19 protein-coding genes and 1 tRNA gene are annotated in these 25,536 nt (G+C 41.5%); 8 read left to right on the top strand and 12 right to left on the bottom strand.

Annotated features, from left to right (window positions below):
- Positions 1 to 147 precede the first annotated feature (147 nt).
- Entirely contained in the window at positions 148 to 1,434 is a 1,287-nt protein-coding gene (locus tag V7K45_RS25290; RefSeq protein WP_335007689.1) for a homoserine dehydrogenase, read from the top strand.
- A gap of 699 nt (positions 1,435 to 2,133) precedes the next feature.
- Here the strand turns inward: V7K45_RS25290 and V7K45_RS25285 are convergent.
- The 6 genes from V7K45_RS25285 to glcD all read right to left on the bottom strand — a co-directional run bounded on the left by V7K45_RS25285 (position 2,134) and on the right by glcD (position 9,964).
- Positions 2,134 to 2,904 (bottom strand): hypothetical protein, encoded by a 771-nt coding sequence (locus V7K45_RS25285; protein ID WP_335007688.1) that lies wholly within the window; start codon positions 2,902 to 2,904, stop codon positions 2,134 to 2,136.
- A 781-nt stretch (positions 2,905 to 3,685) separates the two neighbouring features.
- Positions 3,686 to 3,757, bottom strand: a tRNA-Lys gene (locus V7K45_RS25280).
- A gap of 63 nt (positions 3,758 to 3,820) precedes the next feature.
- Entirely contained in the window at positions 3,821 to 6,070 is a 2,250-nt protein-coding gene (locus tag V7K45_RS25275; protein WP_335007687.1) for a PAS domain-containing sensor histidine kinase, read from the bottom strand.
- 350 nt (positions 6,071 to 6,420) lie between these two features.
- On the bottom strand, positions 6,421 to 6,984 hold the full coding sequence (locus V7K45_RS25270) for a hypothetical protein (protein ID WP_335007686.1): 564 nt from the start codon (positions 6,982 to 6,984) through the stop codon (positions 6,421 to 6,423).
- A complete protein-coding gene (locus V7K45_RS25265) occupies positions 6,984 to 8,222 on the bottom strand; it encodes a glycoside hydrolase family 10 protein (RefSeq protein ID WP_335007685.1) in 1,239 nt (412 codons plus the stop codon). Before V7K45_RS25265 ends, V7K45_RS25270 begins: the two co-directional genes overlap by 1 nt.
- A 269-nt stretch (positions 8,223 to 8,491) precedes the next feature.
- The gene (glcD, locus tag V7K45_RS25260) at positions 8,492 to 9,964 is read right to left on the bottom strand and encodes a glycolate oxidase subunit GlcD (RefSeq protein ID WP_335007684.1); all 1,473 of its coding nucleotides are present in this window, start codon (positions 9,962 to 9,964) and stop codon (positions 8,492 to 8,494) included.
- A 222-nt stretch (positions 9,965 to 10,186) separates the two neighbouring features.
- Here glcD and V7K45_RS25255 point away from each other — a divergent pair, with 222 nt between their 5' ends.
- A complete protein-coding gene (locus V7K45_RS25255) occupies positions 10,187 to 10,384 on the top strand; it encodes a DUF2281 domain-containing protein (protein WP_335007683.1) in 198 nt (65 codons plus the stop codon).
- Between the two features lie 32 nt (positions 10,385 to 10,416).
- Here the strand turns inward: V7K45_RS25255 and V7K45_RS25250 are convergent, their stop codons facing one another.
- Positions 10,417 to 11,106 (bottom strand): WG repeat-containing protein, encoded by a 690-nt coding sequence (locus V7K45_RS25250; RefSeq protein ID WP_335007682.1) that lies wholly within the window; start codon positions 11,104 to 11,106, stop codon positions 10,417 to 10,419.
- A 170-nt stretch (positions 11,107 to 11,276) separates the two neighbouring features.
- Between V7K45_RS25250 and V7K45_RS25245 the strand changes: the two genes are divergently transcribed.
- Complete coding sequence (locus V7K45_RS25245) at positions 11,277 to 11,981, top strand: Uma2 family endonuclease (protein ID WP_335007681.1); 705 nt, start codon at positions 11,277 to 11,279, stop codon at positions 11,979 to 11,981.
- A gap of 55 nt (positions 11,982 to 12,036) precedes the next feature.
- Here the strand turns inward: V7K45_RS25245 and miaA are convergent, their stop codons facing one another.
- Entirely contained in the window at positions 12,037 to 12,942 is a 906-nt protein-coding gene (miaA, locus tag V7K45_RS25240) for a tRNA (adenosine(37)-N6)-dimethylallyltransferase MiaA (protein WP_335007680.1), read from the bottom strand.
- A gap of 265 nt (positions 12,943 to 13,207) precedes the next feature.
- Between miaA and gyrB the strand changes: the two genes are divergently transcribed.
- The 3 genes from gyrB (at position 13,208) to rpoD (ending at position 18,893) form a co-directional block, all read left to right on the top strand.
- Complete coding sequence (gene gyrB, locus V7K45_RS25235) at positions 13,208 to 15,145, top strand: DNA topoisomerase (ATP-hydrolyzing) subunit B (RefSeq protein WP_335007679.1); 1,938 nt, start codon at positions 13,208 to 13,210, stop codon at positions 15,143 to 15,145.
- Between the two features lie 454 nt (positions 15,146 to 15,599).
- Positions 15,600 to 16,199, top strand: coding sequence for a fasciclin domain-containing protein (locus tag V7K45_RS25230; RefSeq protein ID WP_335007750.1), 600 nt, complete (start codon positions 15,600 to 15,602; stop codon positions 16,197 to 16,199).
- 1,524 nt (positions 16,200 to 17,723) lie between these two features.
- Positions 17,724 to 18,893 (top strand): RNA polymerase sigma factor RpoD, encoded by a 1,170-nt coding sequence (gene rpoD / locus V7K45_RS25225; RefSeq protein ID WP_104904896.1) that lies wholly within the window; start codon positions 17,724 to 17,726, stop codon positions 18,891 to 18,893.
- A 139-nt stretch (positions 18,894 to 19,032) separates the two neighbouring features.
- Here rpoD and V7K45_RS25220 read toward each other — a convergent pair whose 3' ends face one another.
- The 3 genes from V7K45_RS25220 to gyrA form a co-directional block, all read right to left on the bottom strand.
- The gene (locus V7K45_RS25220; protein ID WP_109009401.1) at positions 19,033 to 19,218 is read right to left on the bottom strand and encodes a chlorophyll a/b-binding protein; all 186 of its coding nucleotides are present in this window, start codon (positions 19,216 to 19,218) and stop codon (positions 19,033 to 19,035) included.
- A gap of 501 nt (positions 19,219 to 19,719) precedes the next feature.
- On the bottom strand, positions 19,720 to 19,935 hold the full coding sequence (locus V7K45_RS25215) for a GNAT family N-acetyltransferase (RefSeq protein ID WP_335007678.1): 216 nt from the start codon (positions 19,933 to 19,935) through the stop codon (positions 19,720 to 19,722).
- Between the two features lie 157 nt (positions 19,936 to 20,092).
- On the bottom strand, positions 20,093 to 22,645 hold the full coding sequence (gene gyrA / locus V7K45_RS25210) for a DNA gyrase subunit A (protein ID WP_335007677.1): 2,553 nt from the start codon (positions 22,643 to 22,645) through the stop codon (positions 20,093 to 20,095).
- A 285-nt stretch (positions 22,646 to 22,930) separates the two neighbouring features.
- Here gyrA and V7K45_RS25205 point away from each other — a divergent pair, with 285 nt between their 5' ends.
- A complete protein-coding gene (locus V7K45_RS25205) occupies positions 22,931 to 23,329 on the top strand; it encodes a response regulator (RefSeq protein WP_069073372.1) in 399 nt (132 codons plus the stop codon).
- A gap of 269 nt (positions 23,330 to 23,598) precedes the next feature.
- On the opposite strand, the gene V7K45_RS25200 is transcribed toward V7K45_RS25205, so the two are convergent.
- Positions 23,599 to 24,492, bottom strand: coding sequence for a tetratricopeptide repeat protein (locus tag V7K45_RS25200; protein ID WP_335007676.1), 894 nt, complete (start codon positions 24,490 to 24,492; stop codon positions 23,599 to 23,601).
- A gap of 430 nt (positions 24,493 to 24,922) precedes the next feature.
- On the opposite strand from V7K45_RS25200, the gene V7K45_RS25195 reads away from it, so the two are divergent.
- Positions 24,923 to 25,456, top strand: a complete 534-nt coding sequence (locus V7K45_RS25195; protein WP_335007675.1) for a hypothetical protein — start codon at positions 24,923 to 24,925, stop codon at positions 25,454 to 25,456.
- Positions 25,457 to 25,536: the final 80 nt, after the last annotated feature.

The raw sequence follows: 25,536 nt of genomic DNA, 5'->3' as shown, positions 1-25,536 counted from the left end.
CTCACCCTACAATTGTTTTGTTATGAATATTGTAAATAGCTGAGGAAAGAGTTCTCAGTTCTGTGTGGTCAAGTACTAAGTACTGATAACTACTCAGCACTCAGCACTCAGCACTCAGCACTTAAAAATGAATTAGGTGCAAAAATTGTGGGTGTGAAACTAGGAATACTGGGATTAGGCACCGTGGGAACGGGAACAGTGCAGTTGTTGCAAGATAGCGCTGGGCGTCACCCATTGTTGCAAGAGATAGAAATTTATCGGGTGGGAGTCCGATCGCTAGAGAAACCCCGTACAGTAGAATTGTCTACAGGAGTTTTAACTACAGATTTAGAATCTATTGTCAACGATCCGGCGGTAGATATAGTTGTCGAGGTGATGGGTGGATTGGAGCCGGCGCGATCGCTAATTCTCAAAGCTTTAAGTAATGGTAAGCATGTAGTCACAGCCAATAAAGCAGCGATCGCCCGCTTCGGAGCAGAAATTTTCACAACTGCCAATCAAGCAGGTGTATACGTCATGCTAGAAGCCGCCGTGGGTGGTGGTATTCCAGTGATTCAACCCCTAAAGCAATCTTTAAGTGTTAACCGAATTCATACTGTAACGGGTATTGTTAACGGTACAACAAACTACATCCTGACGCGGATGCAAACAGAAGGCAGTAACTTCAATGATGTCTTAGCTGATGCCCAACGTTTGGGTTATGCTGAGGCTGACCCGACAGCTGATGTAGATGGTTTAGACGCAGCCGATAAAATTGCCATCCTCGCATCATTAGGCTTTGGCGGACGCATCAACTTACAAGATGTTTATACTGAGGGGATTCGGCAAGTAAGCAAAACAGATATTGCCTACGCCGAAAAATTGGGATTTGTGATTAAATTATTAGCGATCGCTAAACGTGATACTCCTTCATCTCCCCTCTCTGTCAGAGTTCATCCTACTTTAGTGCCTCAAGCCCACCCTTTGGCTAGCATCAACGGCGTTTACAATGCCATTCTTGTCGAAGGAGAACCTATAGGGCAAGTAATGTTTTTTGGCCCCGGTGCTGGTGCTGGTGCAACCGCCAGTGCTGTCACGTCAGATATTTTGAATTTAGTTGCTGTCCTCAAAACTAATACAGCAGTTACAAATCCATTATTGGCTTGTGGGCATCAGGAATACTGCCAAATTGCGCCGATGGCAGAATTGATAACTCGATTTTACACCCGTTTTCTTACTAATGACCAACCTGGAGTTATCGGTAAATTGGGTACTTGCTTTGGCAACTATGGCGTTAGCTTAGAGTCAGTTGTCCAAACTGGCTTTCAAGGGGAACTAGCAGAGATTGTGGTTGTCACTCATGATGTGCTAGAAGGCAACTTTCGGCAAGCTTTGGCAGAAATTCAGAATTTAGAAGCGATCGAAAGCATTCCCAGCTTACTGCGTGTACTTTGAGATTAGTTGGGAGTCAATACTGTTCGGTTAAGGCAATAGACGCGATGAATCGCCGTTTCTATAATAATTAGTCTTTCGTCTTGACGGCGATTTATTGCATCTTTGCGATCTAGAATTTTCATCAAAAAACCTTAACTAAACCGTATTGAGTCAGAAGTAAAGCTCGTTAAGTCGACCTAAGAAAAACAGTTGAAATGTTGACATCATTAATCTCGTTGACCATAACCCTAGTGTCGGCTGATACCATCCATAAGCATCAATCTATAAAAGATTCAGCGATAACTGGGCTTTGTCCTTCCAGCTTGCAATAACGACTAAACATAATCTCCATTTTGTCACTTTAGCCCCAATTCCTTTAATCCCTCGTTAACGGTAGGCATGGACTCTTACATATCCACATTCAGGAGATATCGGGACATCGGACTTTGGCAGCTTTAGAGCGATATCTGGGTGTAACTGAGAAGCAGAGGCAAAACGCGATCTCTGCTTTGGACTTTTGAATAATGTAGGGGTATTCAGCCGATAGTAGAGTTTTTTTAAAAACCAGTCATTTTATTAACTTTTTATTAATACAGCAGATTGCAAGTAAGTGAGGTACAAAATGCAGGAATGATTCATCAGATATAAAGAGTTTCTACCTTCTGCCTGCTGCCTCAAAACCCGTAACTTTGTACTTCATGCAAATGAAAACTGCTGTATCTATAACTGCTGCTCAGTTTGATTATAACTCAGTGATTTTGAAATTGAAGAAGCAAGACTTAACCTACCTTTAGACAAAGCTTCCTGTTCACCTTCAAAAATAATATCGTCTAAAACACCTTTAAAATTAAAAGGTGTCCTATCAAGATGAACACCAATAAATGTGCCTTTAAAGTTGAAAGATTCTATAGATTTATTTTTTGATTTATATGTAAGTTTTGCAGAATCGCTTCCAATACAAAACCACCCAAAGCTGTTTCCAAGCTCAGAAAGAACATATAATCCATACCCTGAATTATTATAAATATTTTCTTGTTCGGATAGTGAAATAGCTCTTGTAATTCCTGGTTGGATAGCAAGTTGAATTGCTTCTTCAGCATTACTTACACTAAATGCTTGTTTAATTGTTTCATATATCCCAACACCCTCATCAACAATAGCAATTTCTGAACTTCCGTCATGCCAACGCTGCCCACACAAAAAACATTTATCAATTCCAGAATGCTCAAATACGTTTCTAAGTATTTCTCTTATTGCATAGCTATATGTAGTAATATCTTGGCTGTTCTGATTAGAACCAGCTAAAATAAAAGCTAGACTTCGAGACTGAAACTCGATGGCATCCACCAATTGTTCATTATTTTTTATAGCATAATTTTCTAATTCGGTACGTGTAATCTGCCGTATCGGGATATACGTATTTGAACCACTAGCTTCACCGATAGCTTTACCTAGATTAATGTTTATAAATTGGAAAAACCCAAGGTGCATAAGATAGTTATGTACGCTTTTTGAGGTGTCGATTCCTTCTGCTGATGTACGAAATCCATTTTTTTTCTATTTCTTGCCCACCGCCTTAAATAACTTCCAAAGACTAACATACCTATTGGAAATGAATAAGATAGTTGAGAAAAGTCAATAATAACTTCTTCTTCATCTTGTACGTTATACAGAGATTCAAAGAAAGGATGTAAATAGTTTTGATTGAAATTATCCGGGACTTTAACCTTAATATTATTATTCATAATACAATTTTTTTTAATAAGACATTTATTATAGGCTAGACTGTGCCAAATTGGGAGTTTTATACGCTAAGAAATCAGATCAATCGCTAAAAACCTTGCCATTAAAGATTTTTTGCGTTCAACTTTTATTAATTTTAAATACAAAAAATTTCATTCGGATGACACTTTCTGAAATAGAGAAAGGAATGATAACAGCCATCCATTTTAAGAATTTTATAATGATTTTTGATTGCCCTACATCCAGTGGGAGGATATCAGCCGGTAGCTGTCCTCGCCCAAACAGGGAATGTGGTGCGCCGTTCGACTCGGCACGTGGGGCGTCACTAAGGTTCGAGAGTAAAACTTCAAGTCACATTTTAACTGCCCAGTGGACACGAGAGAAAGTCCACTGGGCAGTAAGCGTTTTTCTTGAAATTGGTCAAAGCTTTATTACTGTTTATCCTTGACAAACAAGGCTTTGGGAGGAGAGCCTTCGCTCGATTTAGTCAAGAATTAGTCAAGGGTAAATTTTGGAAGGCTGAAGAGAGTGGGTGACGAGGGATTTGAACCCGCAACCAATAGATTAAGAGTCTACTGCTCTACCGTTGAGCTAGTCACCCACACGAATAACAATACTAGCATAACTTCTGACAATTTAGCTAGTGCTATGCCCAAAAAAGGAATTAAAAGGGGAATTTGACGGTGAAGGTGGTTTGACCTGCTGCACTCTCTACATAAATTGAGCCGCCTAAATGTCTGACCATTTTTTGCACTAATGCCAATTCAAGCCCCGTACCGCTATGTTTCCAAGGATCGTGTTTGGAAAGGTGATAGAAAGGTTCAAAAATCCGCGAGAGTTCATTGCTGGTAAGCTCTATTCCCGAATTGGTAATATTAAGCTCGACTGCATCCCCGATCAACTGAGCAGAGACTGCGATCGCTTCCCCGGCTGGGGTGTATTTGCAGGCATGGTTGAGCAGTTCGGTGACAATCCGCTCCAAATCAGTGATATCTGTCTCCAAAGGGGGCAGCGCCCGATCGACAGTCAGGTTTAACTGTTGTCGCTGGCAGTTGGTGAGGTCTCGAAAAGACTCGATAATGGGGTGAAGCCAGCTTTGAAAGTCAATGGCAATCAAGGTTGGGGGATCGGGTTCGGCTTCGAGATATGTGAGTGTGAGTAGGTCGTTAATTAACTTGCTTTCTCGCCCACACTCGTTATGCAGAATCTGCAAGAGTTGCGGCACTATTTCTATCTCTGATATTTCTGCTGGTGTGAGGACACTTTCTAGAGTTTGGACTGCAAGGCTAATGCTTGTTATTGGTGTCCGCAGTTCTTGGGATAGGGTTCTGAGAAATTGGTTTTTGAGCCGATCGCTTTTTTCTAGTTCTTTTACCTGTGCCTGGTTTTGTTTGTAAAGCTGGGCTTGACGAATAGCGATCGCACATTCATTTGCTACCTGTTGCATTAGCTCAATTTCAAATTCGTCAAAAGCCTCTTGCGATGGCCTTGTCAACCAAATATTTCCCAAAATCCCTTGAGTATCAAAAATTGGACAAGCCATCTGGGACATAACTCGCAACTTTGGTTCCCATCCTGGTAAAATTTCCAAAAATTGCAATGGTTGTTTTTGCAACAGCGGCTGATAAACTTCAAGATGGTCTGCAATCTGTTTGGTTAATCCTTGACACTGAGGTAAATTAATACTGTATTCGTAAATAATAGTAACTAGAGTTTGACAGGTACTGTAGAGTTCAATTTGGCAACGCTCAAGGTTTAGTAACTTTGCTAATTCCTGGGTAAGTGTCTGCAATACCTGAGTTTGATCCAGACTGTCGCGGATTTGTTCTGTCATCCGTCGCACCAAGGCTTCAAAGTTTCGCACCTGCTGCAACTGACTAATGTGCTTCTGCTTCTGTAACTCCATCTTGGCTGTGAGATTCTGGAGTTGCTGATGCAGTTCTGCCTGTTGGACTGCAATGCCGATTTGAGTTGCCAACTGCTTGAGTAAGTCAGTTTCCGTTTGCTGCCATTGCCGCGATTCACGGCAATGCTGGGCAATCAATAGCCCCCACATATCTTGCTCTTGGAAAATCGGCACGACGACATTGGCTCTTATCTGCAAAGATGTCAGGAAATCTATATGGCCAGGATGCAAGCCTGCTGCATAAATATCTTCGATAACTTGAATGCAACCTTGTCCGTGGTGTTCTGGATGTTTGCCACCCAAGCAGGGATCGGTGATGTTTTTGCCCAATAGTGAATCGCTTGTAACTACAGTTGATTCGGCAATGATTACTCCACTGCCATCAGCCTCGAAACGATAAATCAACACGCGATCGCAATTCAAAACTTGCCGCAGTTCAATTGTAGTTTGATGCAGAATTGTCTCTAATTCTACAGATTGGTGAATCCGTCCAGCGATCGCTTCTAGCAGTTGCTCTCGTTCAACCTGGAGTCCAACTGCTTGTTCTGCTTGCTTCACAGGGGTAATATTGCTACTAGTACCAATCAATCGATAAACCTTGGAGTTAGCATCTTTTAGTGGGGTGAGAGTCGTACTCCACCAAGTGGGAACTCCTTGAAATTGCAAACATTGTTCGTAAGAAATAGTTGTGCCAAATTGCACGCAGTCCACATAATGTTGACGCACCTTTGCAGCATCAATAGCAGAGAGGATATCCTCTGGCTTTTTGCCCCGGAGATCGTCTGAGCGAATCCCTATCCACCGCTCATGAGTAGGATTAAGGGCTACATATTGAAAATCTCCATCCTCCAAAACATCAACTACAAATATTGATGCCTGTACAGAATCATACATGCTGAGTAGAAACTGCTCGCTACTACTTTTTTCATCTACTTCTGTGCCAAAAAGAATTTGAGGTGGTGATAATTTTGTCAACTCCATAGTTGATTCCACTGGATTTATATTCATGCGAGAGTCCCACTCTTGTATTACTGACTCTTCTAGGCGCTCTCTTGTCGTTAAGTTTGTAGTAGATGCACTTTAGCGCCTATAGCAAAGTATTGTCAGCTGTTGCTCATCGAAATTTTGATCTTTCTCTACTTCTTGTCAGAAATCTAGGAAAGCTAATAGGAGTCAGCTTAACAAAATCCTGCTTTTTGAAGGTGAAAATACATTTGCAGGTTAGGGCAAATTTACTGAAATTTTTTAACAGTTTTTCAAAATTTTTGCATATATCTAAGTGCAAACTTCAGTATACATCAATTAAATTTATAATTCTTAATAAGAGGAGAAATGCGATTAATCGCGTCTGTGGCAACTTACAATCGCAATTTGTGAGCATTGATTCCTGTGAGGATACCAACTAGTAGCCAAGTGATGCCTAAGCCGATGACTTCACCTAAAAATAACTGGCTTAAGTAGCGCCAGATGATCCCCACAGCAGAACCAACGGGGACAGCAACAGCCCAACTTGCCGCAGAGACAAATATCCATCGCCACGCTACAGGCTGAGGAATTGCTAACCATTGTGCCAATCCGATCCCCAAGCCGCCAAGGGCACCATAAACCGCCCCAGACAAAATTCTCAGGGGAAGAATCTGAGTGCTAGGTACAATCCAACCCACCGCACCAATACCGATCGCAGTGATAATACTCCAACCCAACAGACTTGACAAAATCCACCTGATGCAAAATATAGGTTGTTTGAGAAGACAACCTTGAGGAAGTGCGATCGCAAATCCGCCGATAGCAGCCTCTACCACTCCAACATCTGGCTTTTCGCCGACTTCAATTAAGAGTAAACTCAATAAAAATCCGCCAAAAGTAGCTAAAGTCCACAGCAATGTAAAGCCAAATCTAGTATTATTAGGCGCGAATGGCATCAAAGTTTCTTTGTTTGTAATAGTCTGACAGTTTTTGCATTAAACATCTCAAAAAAACCTTTGCGTCGCTGTTGGGGTGATTCTGGTACGATGTAACCCCACAGACTCTCCCAGTAGAAAAAGGAGATACCATCAAAATTGCGATCGCGCACTACTTGAACCTGTTCTCTAACTTGTGCCATTTTCACCGGATTACCTACCGTTCCTGTTGATATCCCAATACCTACAGGAATTAGACTTTGAGCCAATTTTATCGATGGAAGTTCTAGTTGAGCGATAAAAGACTTTTTGTCATTTCGATACACCTGCAAAATTAACTCATTAACTAAACCTTTTTTTACCCAATTTTCCCAATCTTGCAAATAGTATTTATAGGCAAAAGCTTGATAGTTGGGAGACAGAGATATTTTGAGTTTGGGCTTAACTGCCTTCACAGCTTGATAGATTTCTGCCATAAAATCAGTAATTTTATCTGCCCGCCACCGCATCCATTCTGGGTTAAAAGGGTCATTAGGGGGACTTTTGCCTTGATGTTCTTGCTGGTAGAGTTCTATAGTGAAGCGATCGTAACCGAACTGTACAGGCATCCCAAAATGGTCGTCAAGCTGAATACCATCCACATCGTAATCCCTGACTACTTCTAAAATTAACCCTTGGATAAACTCTTGTACTTGTGGATGTAAGGGATTCAACCAAGCTTGTTTAGTGATTAAAAGATTGTCGATTTCTTCTGGTGGGGCATCTTGAATAGAATTTATACCTTCTTGCCCAATTGTCAGCCAGTCAGGATAACGCCTTGCTAATTGTGAATAATGCGGCGTCATGAATCCGTATTCAAACCAGGGAATGACTCTCAAATCTTTATTTTTGGCAAGTGTTACTATTTTTGCTAAGACATCTTGTCCCCCGTGCATGAAGTTAAGCAAAGGTTGAGTTTCTGAACCTGTAGTGATTTTGGCTACAGTACTCTTATAAAAAGTATGTCCTCGGTTCCAAACTACAGGATAAATCGTATTAAAGTTAAGAGTCGATAATTGATTTATGGCACGATTAATACCCCAAGGAACAAATAGTACACCACTAGCAACATTAGTAAGCCAAACGCCGCGAATTTCTGTAGTTAAAGGGCTGGTTTTTTGGGAATAAACTGGCAGTGAAGAGGGTAAAAAAACTGTTAAAGTGACTACTAATCCCAAACACAGCAAGTAAGCAACACAACGGCGAGCAACCCGATTCATTTGTAAGCGTGACCTAGTGCGATCGGAATATATATAACTACAAAATAAAGTTGTAATCCTCCGGATGATGTAAAGAAATGATGATTAAGAACTCAGAATTCAGAACTCAGGAGTCAGAATAGTTGAAATAATACGGAGCCAGTTCTGGTTATGAATATACCTAACGATATCAAAACCTAATAAATTAGGACTTAAAACTCTAACTCTTACTCCTAACTTGTAATTCTTAACTCCTGACTCCTGAATTCTGACTTCTGAATTCTTTCTTCTTAAAATCTTTCCACACCTTCAAATTGTTTGAGTGCCGATGCATTTGCTGCTTCACCACAAGTCCGTGGTGTAGGGAATATCTTTTCAGGATTTGCTAACCCTTTAGGATTAAAAACTTGCCGCACCCATTGCATAGTTTCTAAATCAACCTGGCTAAACATCTGTGGCATATAGCACCTTTTCTCTGCACCAATGCCATGTTCACCAGAAATACTACCACCAACTTGGACACAAAGTTTAAGAATTTTTCCACCCATTTCTTCTACTTGCTCTAATGCTCCATGCACAGAATTATCATAAAGAATTAGCGGATGAAGATTGCCATCGCCAGCATGAAATACATTAGCGACACGATAACCATATTGTTCACTTAATGCCTCAATTTCATGTAAAACATAAGGCAACTGAGTCCGGGGAATTACACCATCTTGCACATAATAATCTGGGCTTAAATGTCCAGCCGCAGCAAAAGCAGCTTTGCGTCCTTTCCATAATTTCAAACGAGTTTCTGGGTCAGTAGCAGAAGTGACATTCCGCGCACCATTCTTTTTACAAATTTCGGTAACTCGCTGCTTATTCCCTGCGACTTCCACTTCTAAACCGTCAATTTCTATTAGTAAAATAGCAGTAGCATCGCGGGGATAACAATTAGTTGCGACAACATCTTCAACTGCATTGATACTGAAGTTATCCATCATTTCCATACCACCAGGAATAATCCCGGCGCTGATAATGTCAGAAACAGTTGCTCCCGCAGCTTCAATGCTAGTAAAATCTGCCAATAGCACACAAATTGATTCTGCACTTTTGAGAATTCGCAAAGTAATTTCTGTGGCAATTCCTAAAGTGCCTTCTGAACCAACAAAAACACCTGTTAAATCATAACCAGGCATTTCTGGGATTTGTCCACCTAAATCGATAATTTCCCCTTCCGGCGTGACAATTTTTAATCCTAAAACGTGGTTAGTAGTAACACCGTATTTAAGACAATGTACGCCACCAGAATTTTCGGCAATGTTACCCCCAATAGAGCAGATAATTTGACTGGAAGGGTCAGGAGCGTAGTAAAATCCAGCACCACTAACAGCTTGTGTTACCCAACTATTAATTACCCCTGGTTGTACAACTGTCCGTTGATTTTCTAAATCAATGTTGAGGATTTGCCGCATTAATGAAGTGACAATTAGAACAGAATCTTCTACTGGTAAAGCGCCACCAGATAGACCAGTACCAGAGCCGCGTGCGATGAAGGGTATAGAATATTGATTGCATATCTTCACAACTTGGGCAACTTGTTCTGTAGTTCTGGGTAAAACTACCACAGCCGGACGTTGGCGATAACCAGTTAAACCATCACATTCATAGGTAATGAGTTCTTCGCGGCGTTGCACCACACCATTTTTGCCAAGGACAGCCTCGAATGCTTTGAGAATGGGTTTCCAGTTGCGTTGTTTTTTATCTTGGGTAAGCATAGTTTTTAAACTTCAAGGTAGATGTTGCAGGCTGGTTAGTATAGCTGTAATTACTATTGTTGCAAGAATAGCAGTCAAAGGTAAGTAAAAGCGATCGCATAATTTGAGTACGGAAGGTGCGATGTCTCTTAACGAATGCGTTGAATGATGTAGGATTCAGATATTTTGTAAATTGTAGGGTTACAGTAACATAGAGTCAGCCATTTAACAGCAGAGGGTGAAATGCCTTACCAAGTTTTAGATTCCACCTCAAAATTAATTGCAAAGCTGCAAACCCTAGCACCCGAACAGCAACAACAGGTGTTAGATTTTGTTGAATTTTTAGCACAAAAATATGCTCAATCCCAACAACCACCACAGAAACGGGTACTAGGTTTAAATCAAGGTAAGATTTGGATAAGTGATGATTTCAATGGGTAACGATGGCATCATCAAATCACTCTTTTATAGGCTTACCACATAAAATCTCCCATAGTATCAATATAGCGTTCATCGTTATCAACCTTAACCCTTGCCATGCCATTGTAAAAGCTGTCAGCTTCATTAAACTGTGGCTGGATAAACACTTCCCCTTTCTTGTCTATATAGCCCCACTTGGAACCAAGTTTAATCCGCGCCATCCCTTCGGAAAAATTATCTGCTTCATCAAAATGGGGTTCGGTGACTACCCGCCCTTTCTTGTCTATATAGCCCCACTTGTCATTAATTTTGACTGCTGCTAGCCCCTCAAAAAAGCTATAAGCCCTGTCAAACTGCAAGGGAATGACAATTTTCCCTGAATGATCAATGTAGCCGGATTTCTCACCAACTTGGATAGGGGCTACTCTTTCAGCAAAGTCCCCAGCCCAATCAAACTGGAGATCAATAACCATCTTCTTGTTCTTGTCGATATAGCCCCACTTTGAACCAACTTTGACCCGTGCTAGCCCTTCAGAAAAGCTATCTGCTTTATCAAACCAGAATGAGATAACCTCACCCCCTGTCTGATTGATATAACCCCACTTGTCATTAATTTTGACTGCTGCCAACCCTTCGGAAAAGTTACGAGCATAATCAAATTTTGGTTCTATAACTTCCAGTCTTTTCTGGTCTTTGTAGCCCCACTTGTTGTCTAGCTGGAATGGTTCTAAGTTGTTAGTCATTAAGCTTCCTTACCTGATAATTGGCCTGTTTTAATATAAAATATAAAGTATATTTTGACACGCATTTAATCAAAACCATGTTGTGAATACAAGTAGATGATCTGTAATTGCACCGCCTCACTTACAATTAACTAACCTAGAAATAACGCTCTCAAATACTGGATAAAATCATGGTTCAGGAAGTTTTAATCAATAATGATGATTACTATGTGCCAGATGCCAACCAGTTAATCACTGAAAATGACACTTTAGATAATTTTGCTACTTCTAAACAGAAACGCCTTTTAATTGGCTCTCTTTACAGTACTCTACAGCAGCAGACTTTTTTAGCAGCAGCTAATGTCGGTATTTACCATGCAGACGCTCAACCCGCAATTGTACCTGACGTTTTTCTCAGCTTGGATGTACAAGTACCTCAAAATTGGTGGGAAAAACAAAATCGTTGTTATATGGTTTGGCGTTTTGGCAAACCTCCAGAAGTTATCCTAGAAATTGTCTCTAATAAAGAAGGTGATGAACTTGGCAAAAAGCTGGAAATTTATGAACATATGCGGGCTAGTTACTACATCGTATATGACCAAAACCAGCAATTAGGAGAAAAACTATTACGCGTTTATGAACTTAGAGGAAGGCGCTACTTTGAAACTTCCGAAAATTGGTTAGAACAAGTTGATATAGGTGTAACTTTGTGGGAAGGGAAATTTGAAGACAGACAAGATACTTGGTTACGCTGGTGCTACCAAGATGGTAATGTTTTATCGACTGGAGATGAACGCGCCGAACAGGAACGACAACGTGCCGAACAAGCAGAACAACGTACCCAATTACTAGCAGACAGGCTACGGGCTATGGGCGTAGATCCCGACAATCTGTAGAACACTCACTGTAAAGGCGCAAAGTTTTTTGCGTCTTTGCATGAGTTTATAATTCTCAGGAAATTGTGCAACTTATAAACTCATTTATCCGATGCCAAACCTTCTCTAATAAATTAGGATCATCTGCATCAAACCATTCAATTTGTGGATAGGCTCGAAACCAAGTACGTTGTCGCTTGGCAAATTGTCGTGTATGCAAAATTGTTAATTCTTTCGCTTCATCTAAGGAAATATCCCCAGCCAAATATTGTTTAATTTCTTGATAGCCCAAAGTATTCAACAAAGACAAATCAGCGCCATATTTTTGACAAAGATTCTCCACCTCAGCAACCAAACCATTTGCTATCATTTCCTCAGTACGCTGTTTAATCCGAACATCCAATTTTTCAACATCGCAATCTAAACCAATTTGCAGAATCGGATAATCGGGTGGATTTTCCCCTTGCTGTTCGGAAATTGGATATCCGGTGACGTAAAATACCTCTAATGCTCGTAAAGTTCGCACTGAATCATTTCCATGAATCTTTTGTGCTGCAACTGGATCAACTTGTTGTAAAATTGCGTGGAGTTGTGGTTGTCCGAGAGATTCAAGCTGCGATCGCAATTCCGTTTGTGGTGCAACTCTCGGAATTTTCATCCCTTGAACAATCGAACGGATGTATAAACCAGTGCCACCAACCAGCAACGGTGGTGTAACACCAACAGAAGCAATTAAGGCTTGTGTTTGTTCCTGGTAGTCTGCTACTGTCATCATGTCTGTTGGATCGCAGATATCTATTAGATAGTGCGCCACCAATTTTTGTTCAGCTACAGTTGGTTTCGCCGTCCCAATATCAAATTCACGGTAAACTTGACGAGAATCAGCACTAAGAATTACAGAACCCAACCGCATCGCCAAAGCCAAAGCCAAACCCGATTTCCCCGTTGCCGTCGCCCCACAAATCACAATTAATTTGGTCATTAGTCATTAGTCATTAGTCATTTGTTATGGGACATTGGGCATAAGGCATAAAATTGTTCAATAATTCTCCCTTGACCCCTCATCTCCCCCTGCTCCCCTGCCCCTCTGCTCCTCTGCCCCTCTTCCACGGTACTGCAACCCCAGTATAAACTTCTCTTGAAAATGCCCTACAGACGCCAGCAAGGCTTTTGTGTTACAATTTTGGAGTGTTTTTACTTTTATTTGCCTTTCGGCGATTTTAACCCCACGCATCAGGAGAGTTTACATGACGAGCAGTTACAGTGCCGATCAGATTCAAGTTCTGGAAGGTCTGGAAGCCGTCCGCAAAAGACCAGGAATGTACATCGGTACCACTGGGCCGCGAGGACTCCACCATTTAGTTTACGAGGTGGTGGACAATTCAATCGATGAGGCTTTGGCGGGTCATTGCACTCATATAGAAGTGGATATCAACGCTGATGGTTCGGTGACTGTAACAGATGATGGTCGCGGTATTCCCGTCGATACTCACTCGCGCACCGGAAAATCGGCTTTGGAAACTGTAATGACGGTACTGCACGCCGGTGGTAAGTTTGGCGGTGGTGGTTACAAAGTTTCTGGAGGATTGCACGGGGTTGGTATTTCTGTTGTTAATGCCCTATCTGAAGTTGTAGAAGTTACGGTTTGGCGAGATAAAAAGGTTCATCTTCAGCGCTATGAACGTGGTGTCCCAGTTAGCGAACTGCAAGTCAAGCCTTATAAAGAAGCTAGAACTGGAACTTCTGTCACCTTTAAGCCAGATACCCAAATCTTTACAACTAGCATTGAGTTTGATTACATCACTTTATCAGGTCGCCTACGGGAATTAGCATATCTGAATGCAGGTGTCAAAATTACTTTTACTGACCACCGTTTAGAACTACTAAAAAGCGATACAGCCAAGGTAGAAACCTACGAGTACAAGGGTGGGATTAAAGAGTACATTGCGTACATGAACCGCGAGAAGCAACCACTGCATGAAGAAATTATCTATGTGCAGGGCGAACGCAATAACGTACAAGTGGAAGTTTCATTACAGTGGTGTACTGATGCTTATACGGATAACGTGCTAGGTTTTGCCAACAATATTCGGACAGTGGATGGTGGTACGCACTTAGAAGGCTTGAAGGCAGTTCTGACTCGGACATTAAATGCGATCGCTCGCAAGCGCAATAAAATTAAAGAGAATGAACCTAACCTCAGTGGCGAACACGTCCGCGAAGGTTTGACAGCCGTTATTTCCGTTAAAGTCCCCGATCCAGAATTTGAAGGACAAACCAAAACCAAACTCGGTAACACCGAAGTTCGCGGGATTGTCGATTCTTTAGTGGGAGAAGTCCTCACCGAGTATTTAGAATTTCATCCTGCCATAGCAGATTCAATTTTAGATAAAGCTATCCAAGCTTTCAAAGCCGCTGAAGCAGCGCGTCATGCGCGGGAATTAGTTCGCCGCAAATCTGTACTAGAATCTTCGCCATTACCTGGTAAATTAGCAGACTGTAGTTCTCGCGATCCTAGCGAATCTGAGATATTCATCGTAGAAGGGGACTCAGCAGGCGGGAGTGCAAAACAAGGACGCGATCGCCGTACTCAAGCTATCTTGCCTCTACGTGGTAAAATTCTCAACATTGAAAAAACCGACGACGCGAAAATTTATAAAAACAACGAAGTTCAAGCGTTAATTACAGCACTCGGTTTAGGTGTCAAAGGTGATGAATTTGATTCTACCCAACTACGTTATCACCGGATAGTCATCATGACGGACGCTGACGTAGATGGAGCGCACATTCGGACTTTGTTGTTAACATTCTTCTATCGATATCAGCGATCGCTCATCGAACAAGGCTTTATTTATATTGCTTGTCCCCCACTGTATAAAGTAGAACGGGGACGTAATCACGAGTATTGCTATAGCGATCGCGAAAAAAATCAAGCGATCGCCAAATTCCCGGCTAACGCCAACTATACCATCCAACGCTTCAAAGGTTTGGGTGAAATGATGCCACAACAACTCTGGGACACCACCATGAACCCAGAAACTCGTAAAATGAAGCAAGTCGAAATTGAAGATGCTGCCGAAGCCGATCGCATCTTCACAATTTTAATGGGCGATCGGGTCGCACCCAGACGAGAATTTATCGAAACCTATGGTTCTAAACTCAACTTCACCGATTTAGATATCTAATCTCAGCAGTCCTAAATCATTCGTAAAAAATTAAGATCCCCGATTTACCACAGAAATCGGGGATCTTTAACTTTGAAATATTGCTTGACATTCCTGCAACAGATTTTAATAAAGACTTTATATCCAAAACTTTTGTAAAAACTATTTCTTTTGGCTGATGGCAAACTATGTAATTTATAAATTTATTGTATTAATATTTTTACCACTACAAATTATGTCGTTAGATGAGTGACTATATTCACAAATTCATTAACTATTGTTAATAATTCCTTATTTATTTAACTGGATTCTACACAAAGCTATGAAAGCGAGCAAAGGCATAAAACCTCTTGCAAAAGTGCTTTTTGCAAGAGAGGGGAAAAGGGTAAAGGTTAAAGGGGAAGAGGATAATACAGAACCTTTTCCCCTTCCCCCTTTCCCTTTTCCCGACTTATGCAAGAAGTCTATAGTAGGAATATTGTTCAATATTATTGGCATCGGTAGCTTAGTTGCTTTGTCTGCCTGCGCTCAACCTGTTGTAGAAACTCCTACAGCAACTGTCCCTTCAACAACTGTCCCGCCGGTCACGCCAACTTCTACTCCCACTATTGCCACCCAAAATTTAGCAGAATTGGCAAAGTCAGCAGCTAGTCAAGGACAGTTTAAAACTCTCATCCAAGCAGTGCAAGCTGCCGGATTAACTGAACAATTGGCTACACCAGGCCCTTATACAATATTTGCACCTACTGACGCCGCTTTCTCGGCTTTACCAAAAGCTACTCTAGACCAACTCTTACAACCAGCAAACAAACAACAATTAGTCAAGCTTCTGTCCTACCACGTCATACCTGGAGGAATTACCTCCCAGCAATTGACATCTGGAGAAGTTAAAACAGTTGAGGGTAGTCCCGTTAAAATCACAGTCGATGGCGCCAGCAACTCAATCACAGTCAACAACGCTAAGGTGACTCAGCCAGACATCCCAGCTAGCAACGGCATTGTTCATGTAGTTGACCAGGTACTTGTGCCACCTAATTTTCCTGCAAGTCTAAACACCACCCCAACACCACGCTAGTTTTGCAAAGTTCATAGTCTCCAGTTTTCAACTTTGAAAGCCACTGTGATTTTGAATTAATCTCTACTAATCAATTAAAAAAATTAAGTTGACTTGTCATACAAGCGATCAATTTACACTACAAAAGTTACAAATACTTCAATTTTTCTGCTTGCAAAACCATATAATTTACCAATTGTCAATATTGTCGAAACAATCAATACTCGATTGTTAGCAAAACTACCAACTTTATTGGAAAGTTAGTCCAGATAATACTTTTTGCTCTGACTCGCTGATTAATTTGAACCACCAGCTAGAAACACATTTGTTATGCTTTAAGAAAATAACTAAATATCATCTATCCAACAGCAATTAATAAGTATTTTGAGGATTTCTCATCATCAGATGACAGAAAATTACCGAAATAAAAGTATTTAAATTTACAACTGATTTACGCAAAAAATCTTTGTAACTAAATCATCAGGTAATCTGCTAGGTTCTCTGTGTTCGAGGTAATAGCTGTTGAAAGTACACACCATAAGGCTGAAAACTTGTTAATATCTTCATGTAGTGCTGTGGCGATCGCGATCGTCTTATATGTATCTAATGTACTTTTGCCTAAGATAAGACGAGATTGGCAAGTTCGCAGGACAAATTGTTTTTTAATTGATTAAAATATCCTTGTATACAATAAAAAAAGTTTGTCAAGTTTCATAGGGCTGAAATCACCACAGTGCGCTAACGTGTGAATAAGACCAAATTAGTAAACCTAAATTGATCTGCGATCGGGTCGATTCTGCCACCGCCTCAACTCCTCAGTTAAGGTAGTTAGTACGCAGAAGGTTAACTGCTTTCAGGCAAGCACCACCGTTGTTGTTGTATTTACCCAAGGACAATACCCGTTTTAGTCTAAGGGATGCTTAATTTATGAAGGAAATGTAAAAATGGGTAGGTTAAGACGATAGTCTGAGTTAACATATAATGCACTCTTTCTCAGTAATTAATGTTGTGTAAAATACATGAAATTCGGCAGGAGCAAGCGTACTTACTTCGTAATGTAATAAGAGCGTCACTGCAATTCCGAAAAGTAGAGAAAAAATTTCAGGGTATAAATCCCGTTTTCAATGTCTTTTTGGTGAAAGTAGCTAAAAGTTGCTTAATGAATTCATGATTAATACACAAAAAGAGTGCAATTTCTGTGAAACAGGCTACAATCGGAAGAGTCTTTATACAAAAATCTGCCAACAGTATGAACTCATTTGTATAGAGTGGCAAATTTTTTGATAATGGCGAGTCTTTCTTTTGACCAGTTAGTTGAAAGCAATATGTGATAGCAACACATATAACATTTACTAAAGTGAGCAAATCACCTTTAGTAGTTGCTTAAACTAAAGTAAAAACCCTCCTACCGGAGGTCTAAAACCTCCGAAAATATCTCTGGCAAATCTGCCAAAAAGCTTATTTTCGGTTGTCAATTGGCTCGTTTAAAAGAGCAGTAAACACATCTTGAGTAATTGATTCTGCAAGGAGCATGAGGAACGCGGCATGAACCAGGCTAACAACGTACTCGAAAGCATATATCAGCCTGACCTAGAAATAATGAATCAGCCTGAGCTCGAGTTAGAAGAACTCTTAATAGACGATGAAGAGGACTTGCTGATCGTAGATGAAGGTGACGAGGAATTTTTAGAGCCTCAGTCTGATGAGGACGACGCAAAGTCTGGAAAAGCCGCTAAATCGCGTCGTCGGACACAAAGCAAGAAAAAGCACTATACCGAAGATTCAATTCGGCTTTACTTGCAAGAAATTGGTAGAATTCGTCTGTTGCGGGCAGACGAAGAAATTGAATTGGCGCGGAAAATCGCCGATTTGCTGGAATTAGAGAGAGTACGCGAAAGACTCTGCGAGCAATTAGATCGCGATCCTCGAGATAGCGAATGGGCAGAAGCAGTACAACTGCCACTACCAGCCTTTCGTTATCGCCTCCATGTTGGTCGTCGGGCGAAAGACAAGATGGTGCAATCTAACCTCCGTCTTGTAGTTTCAATTGCTAAGAAATACATGAATCGTGGTTTGTCGTTCCAGGACTTAATTCAGGAAGGCAGTCTCGGTTTGATTCGTGCCGCTGAAAAGTTTGACCACGAAAAAGGTTATAAGTTTTCTACATACGCTACATGGTGGATTCGTCAAGCAATTACCCGCGCGATCGCAGATCAATCTCGCACAATTCGTCTTCCAGTTCACCTTTACGAAACCATTTCTCGAATTAAGAAAACTACCAAGTTACTATCTCAAGAAATGGGTCGCAAACCCACTGAAGAAGAAATCGCCACTCGCATGGAAATGACCATTGAGAAGTTGCGGTTCATTGCGAAATCTGCCCAGTTACCAATTTCATTAGAAACGCCAATTGGTAAAGAAGAAGATTCTCGATTGGGCGATTTTATTGAATCCGATGGTGAGACACCAGAAGACCAAGTTTCCAAAAATCTTCTGCGCGAAGACCTTGAAAAAGTCCTCGACAGTCTCAGCCCCCGCGAACGCGATGTTCTTAGATTGCGTTACGGCTTGGATGATGGTCGGATGAAAACCCTTGAGGAAATCGGCCAGATTTTCAACGTCACCCGCGAACGGATTCGTCAAATTGAGGCGAAGGCACTCCGCAAGTTACGCCACCCAAATCGTAACAGCGTTCTCAAAGAATATATTCGGTAGTCAATTAGTCATTAGTCATTGGTCATTAGTGAATAAACAAATTACTAATGACAACTAACAAATGACAAAAAAATAAAAACCTGGTAGTGAATTAGCACTCCAGGTTTTTTTATTTATAAGTCATCTTGGATATTAAAACTTATAGGATGCCCCAAAAATGTAGAAAGCCTTGACCAGAAAAAAGCTCAACCAAAACGGCAGCTAAAAAGCCAATCATTGCCAAGCGACCGTTCCAAATTTCTGCTTGGGGAGTAAAGCCCCAACGCCAAGCGTTGCGATCTTCAATTACGGGAGTAGTGACTTTTGTTGTGGTTGCATTTGTCATAGTTAGAACTCCAAATTTAATTTTTAAGGTTTATTGCCTTATGTAAACTAATATAACAAATATTTTCATAAAGGCAACATTTTCTATACTTTTATTTCCAGACCTTGACATAAATAGAAATAGCTATTTATACGTATTAAAACATCAGCCTTCAGTGAGATTTACTGACGTAGAAGAAATGTTGTATAGATTTTTAGTTTTATAAACATATAAGTTTATTGAAAATAATTATCAACTATTTTAGTTAAATTGCTTGATTTTAAATATATTTTGCCTTTTAAAATAGAAAAATTATTGATAATTTAAGTTAGTACCAGACAATTTCCATTTCTTTTGCAGTCAAGATAAAACCAAGCTTTTCGTAGATATGTTTACCATCCTCAGTGGCGTGAAGCCAGAGGCGTTTTGCCTCATACTATTTTGGATTTTAGATTTTAGATTTTGGATTGTGAAACATCTATTGGATAAGTGTTTCAGTTTTCCATCTGTCGCAATCATTTTTCAAATTGCTCTCACAAAGCTGATAATTTCCTTTAATAATGCTGTTGCAATTCCCTGTCCTCGCCACATCGGAATTGTATAAACGTTCATAAGGTAAGCTTCTAAGCCTGAGAGATTGCCGTTGTAAGGGGGTCGTTGAAAAAATACCAAGCCGCTAGTGGCAATAATTTGACAATCCACTTCAGCTACCCAAGCTAAAAACTCACCCGACGGCATTTTTTCGCCAAGATATTTTCGAGTTGCTTTTGCTAGGTTTGCAGTGTCAGAATCACATTTAATTTCGCCAACCTCCCGCAGGAGTTCGAGACGCTAGTTGGATTAGCGCCTCTAAATCCTGCAAGTTCGCTTGTCGCAAGTTGAACATCACCCTAATTTACGATCGCACTTCCGCCACGGTGATGATTTTTTCATCGCGGTTGAGTTGGAGGATGCTTTCACCTTTGACATCTCTACCTAAAAGCGGCACTGTTTCCACAGGTATCCGCACGACCCGCTCCTTATTCGTTACTAAAGCTATCTCGCCAGATGCGTTAGCGTAGCCCGCCGTTCGCGTAGCGTCTCCAAGAGTTGGCATCGCCATGACCATACCAGCTAAGTTATCAGTTTTGCTAGCAAATTTCAGCGCTTGCGTGCCTAAATCACCGCGATTAGCCGCTCTTAACTGACTCGCAGCCATTCGCTTGGCATATCCTTCTTGAGTAACTAGCAACAGTTGGTCATCTTTACCGACAGTGACACAGCCAACCATTTGCTGATTTCTCAATAGTCGAAATGCTTGTAAACCCATTGCTGTACGTCCCATGACCGGCAATTGTTCATCATTAACTGCAAAGCGCAACAGTCGCCCACCGGAACTAGCTAAAATCAGATGATCCCCTGGTTTGGTGAACTGGGTAAATGACAATTCATCATCGTCTTTGAGCTTCAAAATCGTGATTCCGCGCCGAGTCAGGTTAGTAAATTCTTCCAGAGACAGACGCTTAATTCTTCCCTGTTTTGTTAGAAGAATCATCTGCCTAGTTTCGAGATTTTCCGGCAGCAAAAAGCGGCTAACTACAGCTTCTTGAGCGCCTTGAGCAGTACTACTGAGCATTGTAATCAAAGGTTTTCCGCGTGGAGAACGCCCAGTCGTTGGCGGAATTTCTCCCACATTCACCGGATACACTTTGCCACCACCAGTTAGTATTAGCAAGTCTTTCCCTGTGTCAGTTAAAACAGTTTGGATAATGAAGTCATTATCGTGTAGACCATTTTCACCTTTTGACTTTCTCCCAGATGGCTGGGTGCGGCGGACATAACCCCGTTGAGTAAATTCTAAAATTGCTTCCTCTACTGGTTCAGAAGATTTAAGTTCCTGCTCCTCTGCCCCTCTGCTCCTCTGCCCCTCTGCTCCTCTGCCCCTCTGCTCCTCTACCTTAGACTTCTGCTCCTCTGCAATTTTCGTCCGCCGGGGATCGTTGTACTTGCGCTTGAGCGATCGCAAATCTTTTTTCAGCGCCTTCAATAATTCGCGGCGATCGTTGAGTAATTGCTCTAATAAACTAATTTGTTCGCTGATCTGCTCAAATTCCTGCTGCAAATTTTGCTGTTCTAAACTAGTGAGGCGACGCAACGGCATAGCAAGAATTGCATCTCCTTGTACCTCACTCAAGTCGAGTCGGCTACAAAGGTTAATTTTTGCCGTACTACCATCGGGAGCTTGGCGCAAAATTTGAATTACCTCATCCAAATTAGACAGCGCTTTCAGCAAACCTTCTACCAAATGTACGCGACTTTGGGCCTTACCCAACTCGTAATTGTAGCGACGGTTCAGCGTCTCTTCTCGGAATCTCAAAAACTCCTGCAACAGTTGACGCAAACTTAACTGGCGGGGTTGTCCATCCACTATTGCCAGCAGAATCGCCCCAAAAGTCATTTGTAAAGCAGTTTGGTGATATAAATTCTGGAGAACTTCTTGAGGATTGGTATCGCGTTTGAGTTCAATTACCACCCGCATCCCTTCGCGATCGCTTTCATCCCGAAGATCGGAAATTCCTTGCAAGCGTCCTTGATTTACTAAGTCCGCTACCTTCTCAATCCAGGCAGCTTTATTAACTTGATAAGGCAATTCTGTAATGATAATTGCCGTCCGTCGCTTGCTTCCCCTCGCGGCTGGAATTTCCTCTAGAGTTGCGACTCCCCGCAGCAGAATTCCACCTTTACCAGTGGTATATGCTTCCCGAATTCCCGCTTCACCAACTATTTCCCCACCAGTGGGAAAATCTGGCCCTGGAATTAGCTCAAATAATTTTTCATCTGGCAAATCTGGGTTGTCGATTAAAGCAATTAACCCATCGACAACTTCCCCCAAATTATGGGGTGGGACATTTGTCGCCATTCCCACGGCAATACCAGAACAGCCATTGAGTAACAGAAACGGCAACTGAGCAGGTAATACTGTTGGTTCTTGCTGGGAATTATCGAAGTTCCCGACAAATTCCACAGTTTCTTCACCAATTTCTGTCAGCATTCCCTCATGACTGATGGGTGCGAGGCGCGTTTCTGTGTAGCGCATCGCTGCTGGCGGGTCATTATCGACGCTGCCAAAGTTACCGTGTCCTGCTAGTAAAGGATAGCGACTAGAAAAATCCTGTACCAGCCTGACTAAAGCATCGTAAACTGATTGGTCGCCGTGGGGATGGTATTTACCCAACACATCACCCACTACACGGGCACATTTCCGATAAGGTCTATCTGGGATCAAACCGAGTTCGTGCATTGCATACAAAATGCGCCGATGCACTGGTTTTAAGCCATCACGCACGTCTGGTAGCGCTCGCCCGACAATCACGCTCATGGCATATTCTAGATAAGACCGTTGCATCTCGGTGTGCAGGGCTGTTGGAATTACCTGTCCCGTTGAGAGAAGGTTTAACTGTTTTGCCATGAGTTTTTTCCCTGAAATTTAACTACACAAAAGCCGATGGAACTCAACACTGCGGCAACCACAGCATAACGGATGAAATGAGATTCATAACAAAATTTTGATAGTCACAGAAGAAAAAGCAGTAGTATCATCCTTGATGACGAAGATCCACATTGACTATTAAAAAGGATGCACACGAGTATAATCTACATAAACTTAGTAGCCATAATACTTACCATGATTGCAAATCTTTAATTTTGTATTCTGGAATTCTTGAATCTCCTCACCTCTATAACTAAAATTCTCATGAAAACTGTTTTAATTGTCGAAGACGATCTAATTAATGCTCGTGTTTTTTCCAAAATTTTGTCCAAGCGTGGTGGCTTGGGTGTAAAACACACTGAAAATGTGGAAGAAGTCATCAAAATTGCCCAATCAGGAGAAGCCGACCTAATTTTGATGGATGTTTCTCTCTCCAGAAGTGTTTACCAAGGCAAGTCGGTTGATGGAATTAAGATTACACAAATGTTAAAATCCGATCCAAAAACAGCAAACTTACCTGTGATTCTGGTGACAGCACATGCTATGGAAGGCGATCGCGAGAACTTTCTCAAGCAAAGCGGTGCTGATGGCTACATTTCTAAGCCAGTTGTTGACCATCAACAGTTCGTTGACCAAATCATCGCACTTCTACCCACAGACTAACACTGAGAATTAAAGACTTATTTCAGGAATACTCGCCCGCAAATGTTTTTGGGCGATTAGTTCCTGTATTTATCTAGTATAGATGTACTACGAAAAGGTACTATTAGGCAAGTGGTAAGGAGGAGTGCTGAGTAGTGAGTGCTGAGTAAAGAGTTTGGAGTTTGGAGTTAGAAGTTTGGAATTAACAGTTAAATATTTGAACTTGTAAATTCATAATTCCTCACTCAGTACTCTTTACTCAGCACTCAGCACTCTTTACTCAGCACTATCTATTGAGTCGGCTGTTTTCTAGGCGTAGGCGCTGATGATGAATTTTCTCGTTGCTGTATGGCTGTTTGAATACGGGGTAATTCTAGGAATTTTTTCGTATCAGACAGTAGACGATCGCCCCAGAGATTTTCTTTGAGGAAATTCAAATTAGCATAGCGCGAATCGATACGGAGTGCAGCTTCTCCCAAGGTTAGTCCTTGTTGGCGATCGCCTTTAGTGTACAGTGCCACGGCTAAGGCCAATAAAGGTTCTGCGGCTTGTTTCTCAAGGGTTACAGCAGATTGCCATCGCTTAATCGCTTCGGGGATATTACCCTGTTCGTAGTTGATTAAGCCAATATTGTTGAGCGCGGGCCAGAATTTTTTATCTTGGGAGACGGCTTTATCGTACTGGGCGATCGCATCTGGCAATTTCCCCAGCAAATAGTAAGCATTACCCAAATCAAATAACCCCTCTGGATCGTTGGGTTTTAATTTCAAACCATCTTGATAATTGACAACAGCAGCTTGGTAATTTTTCTGCTGGAAATTCGCTGAACCCAAAGCAAACAGAATATCACCATTTTTAGGGTTGAGAGATTGTGCTTTTTTCAGACTAGCGATCGCCCCATCATACTCTTTGGATTGCAACTGCAATCCACCTAACAGCAACCACACTTTATCATTCCCAGGAGCCAGTTGACTAGCCAGCCGCGCTCGTGGCAAAGCTAAGTCAACCTGTTGAAACTGAGCTAGTTGAGCCGCCTCTTGTGCCAAGCTCAACCCCTGTTTTTCTAACTTTGTCGCATCTAGTTGCAGTGTATGGGGTATTAATGCCTGCGCGTTAGCGGCTTTTGGCATACTCCATAAACTACAGACCATTAAAAGAGAAATCAAACGAACATGTTTAGGCACATTACCGCCTTTAAGCCACTAATCAAAGAATCTTTCAGCTAGCTTAAACGATCTGCGCTCTTGACGGTAGCAAAATCTTACCAATCTTGGGGAGATGAGGGAGACAAGGGGACAAGGGGGACAAGGAGGAATTATTGAACAAGTCTCTCCCTTTTCTCCCCTGTCTTCTTCATCTACCTTGTCTCTTCCCCATGCCCTGTTTGGCCCATACCCATTAAACAATTGATGACTTTGGTCATACATCAGTCTGGAATTACTAGTGACTTTGGTCATACATCAGTTTAGATATTTTGAATGATAATTATTATGTATGAATTTATACGATGAGGTGAATATTAAACACTTTGATATGCAAAAAAGCAACTGTCTAAGATTGCTTAATCCATACCTCAGCAAACTAGAACTTTAATACAAATAAGGAGTCAATTTCATGTTGAAACCAAATCGTATATCGATAGTATTAGCTGCTGCTGCCTTGATAATTGTTCCTACTCTCTTGACTGCGCCTGCAAGTGCCCAGACGAAAGTCTACGTTGGTGGCGATCGCGATCGAGATTGGAACCGCGACGGCAGATCCAATGCTAGAGACAGGGATAATTGGGATCGTGACGGCAGATCCAATTCTAGGGAAATCAGAAACTCTAGAGACAGGGATAATTGGAACCGCGACAGCAGATCCTATCCTGTAGAAGTCAGAAACCCTAGAGATCGGGATAATTGGAACCGTGACAACCAATCCTATAACAGAGTAGTCAGACTTGGTAATGGTGATATCAGATATCCTAATGGGCAAATTATTCCTGCTAGATCCATAGTTAGACTGCGCGATCGAGGTTACTTCAGACTTCCTAACGGAGATATTCTGCTTCCCAATCAGGAAATTGTTCCTGCTGGGAGATTAGTGAGAGTGCGTGATGATTACTTCAGACTTCCTAGTGGATTAGTACTGCAAATAAACCTTTAAAACACTAAAAACTCAAAATCATTGTCAGTATTAGGCTACCAGGCTATAGTTTTAGCCGTGAATAAGTAGCTCGGTAGCCG

The organism is Nostoc sp., assembly GCF_036917375.1.
Taxonomy (GTDB): Bacteria; Cyanobacteriota; Cyanobacteriia; order Cyanobacteriales; family Nostocaceae; genus Nostoc.
This window is presented reverse-complemented; position numbering and strand designations above follow the sequence as displayed.

Coding starts and splice junctions, on each gene's coding strand:
- gyrA (WP_335007677.1), bottom strand. CDS start 22,645: ATGGCAAAACAGTTAAACCTTCTCTCAACGGGACAGGTAATTCCAACA.
- miaA (WP_335007680.1), bottom strand. CDS start 12,942: ATGACCAAATTAATTGTGATTTGTGGGGCGACGGCAACGGGGAAATCG.
- V7K45_RS25220 (WP_109009401.1), bottom strand. CDS start 19,218: ATGACAAATGCAACCACAACAAAAGTCACTACTCCCGTAATTGAAGAT.
- V7K45_RS25245 (WP_335007681.1), top strand. CDS start 11,277: ATGGTTCAGGAAGTTTTAATCAATAATGATGATTACTATGTGCCAGAT.
- gyrB (WP_335007679.1), top strand. CDS start 13,208: ATGACGAGCAGTTACAGTGCCGATCAGATTCAAGTTCTGGAAGGTCTG.
- V7K45_RS25250 (WP_335007682.1), bottom strand. CDS start 11,106: ATGACTAACAACTTAGAACCATTCCAGCTAGACAACAAGTGGGGCTAC.
- glcD (WP_335007684.1), bottom strand. CDS start 9,964: ATGCTTACCCAAGATAAAAAACAACGCAACTGGAAACCCATTCTCAAA.
- V7K45_RS25205 (WP_069073372.1), top strand. CDS start 22,931: ATGAAAACTGTTTTAATTGTCGAAGACGATCTAATTAATGCTCGTGTT.
- V7K45_RS25285 (WP_335007688.1), bottom strand. CDS start 2,904: ATGCACCTTGGGTTTTTCCAATTTATAAACATTAATCTAGGTAAAGCT.
- V7K45_RS25255 (WP_335007683.1), top strand. CDS start 10,187: ATGCCTTACCAAGTTTTAGATTCCACCTCAAAATTAATTGCAAAGCTG.
- V7K45_RS25275 (WP_335007687.1), bottom strand. CDS start 6,070: ATGAATATAAATCCAGTGGAATCAACTATGGAGTTGACAAAATTATCA.
- V7K45_RS25265 (WP_335007685.1), bottom strand. CDS start 8,222: ATGAATCGGGTTGCTCGCCGTTGTGTTGCTTACTTGCTGTGTTTGGGA.
- V7K45_RS25270 (WP_335007686.1), bottom strand. CDS start 6,984: ATGCCATTCGCGCCTAATAATACTAGATTTGGCTTTACATTGCTGTGG.
- V7K45_RS25215 (WP_335007678.1), bottom strand. CDS start 19,935: ATGCCGTCGGGTGAGTTTTTAGCTTGGGTAGCTGAAGTGGATTGTCAA.
- rpoD (WP_104904896.1), top strand. CDS start 17,724: ATGAACCAGGCTAACAACGTACTCGAAAGCATATATCAGCCTGACCTA.
- V7K45_RS25195 (WP_335007675.1), top strand. CDS start 24,923: ATGTTGAAACCAAATCGTATATCGATAGTATTAGCTGCTGCTGCCTTG.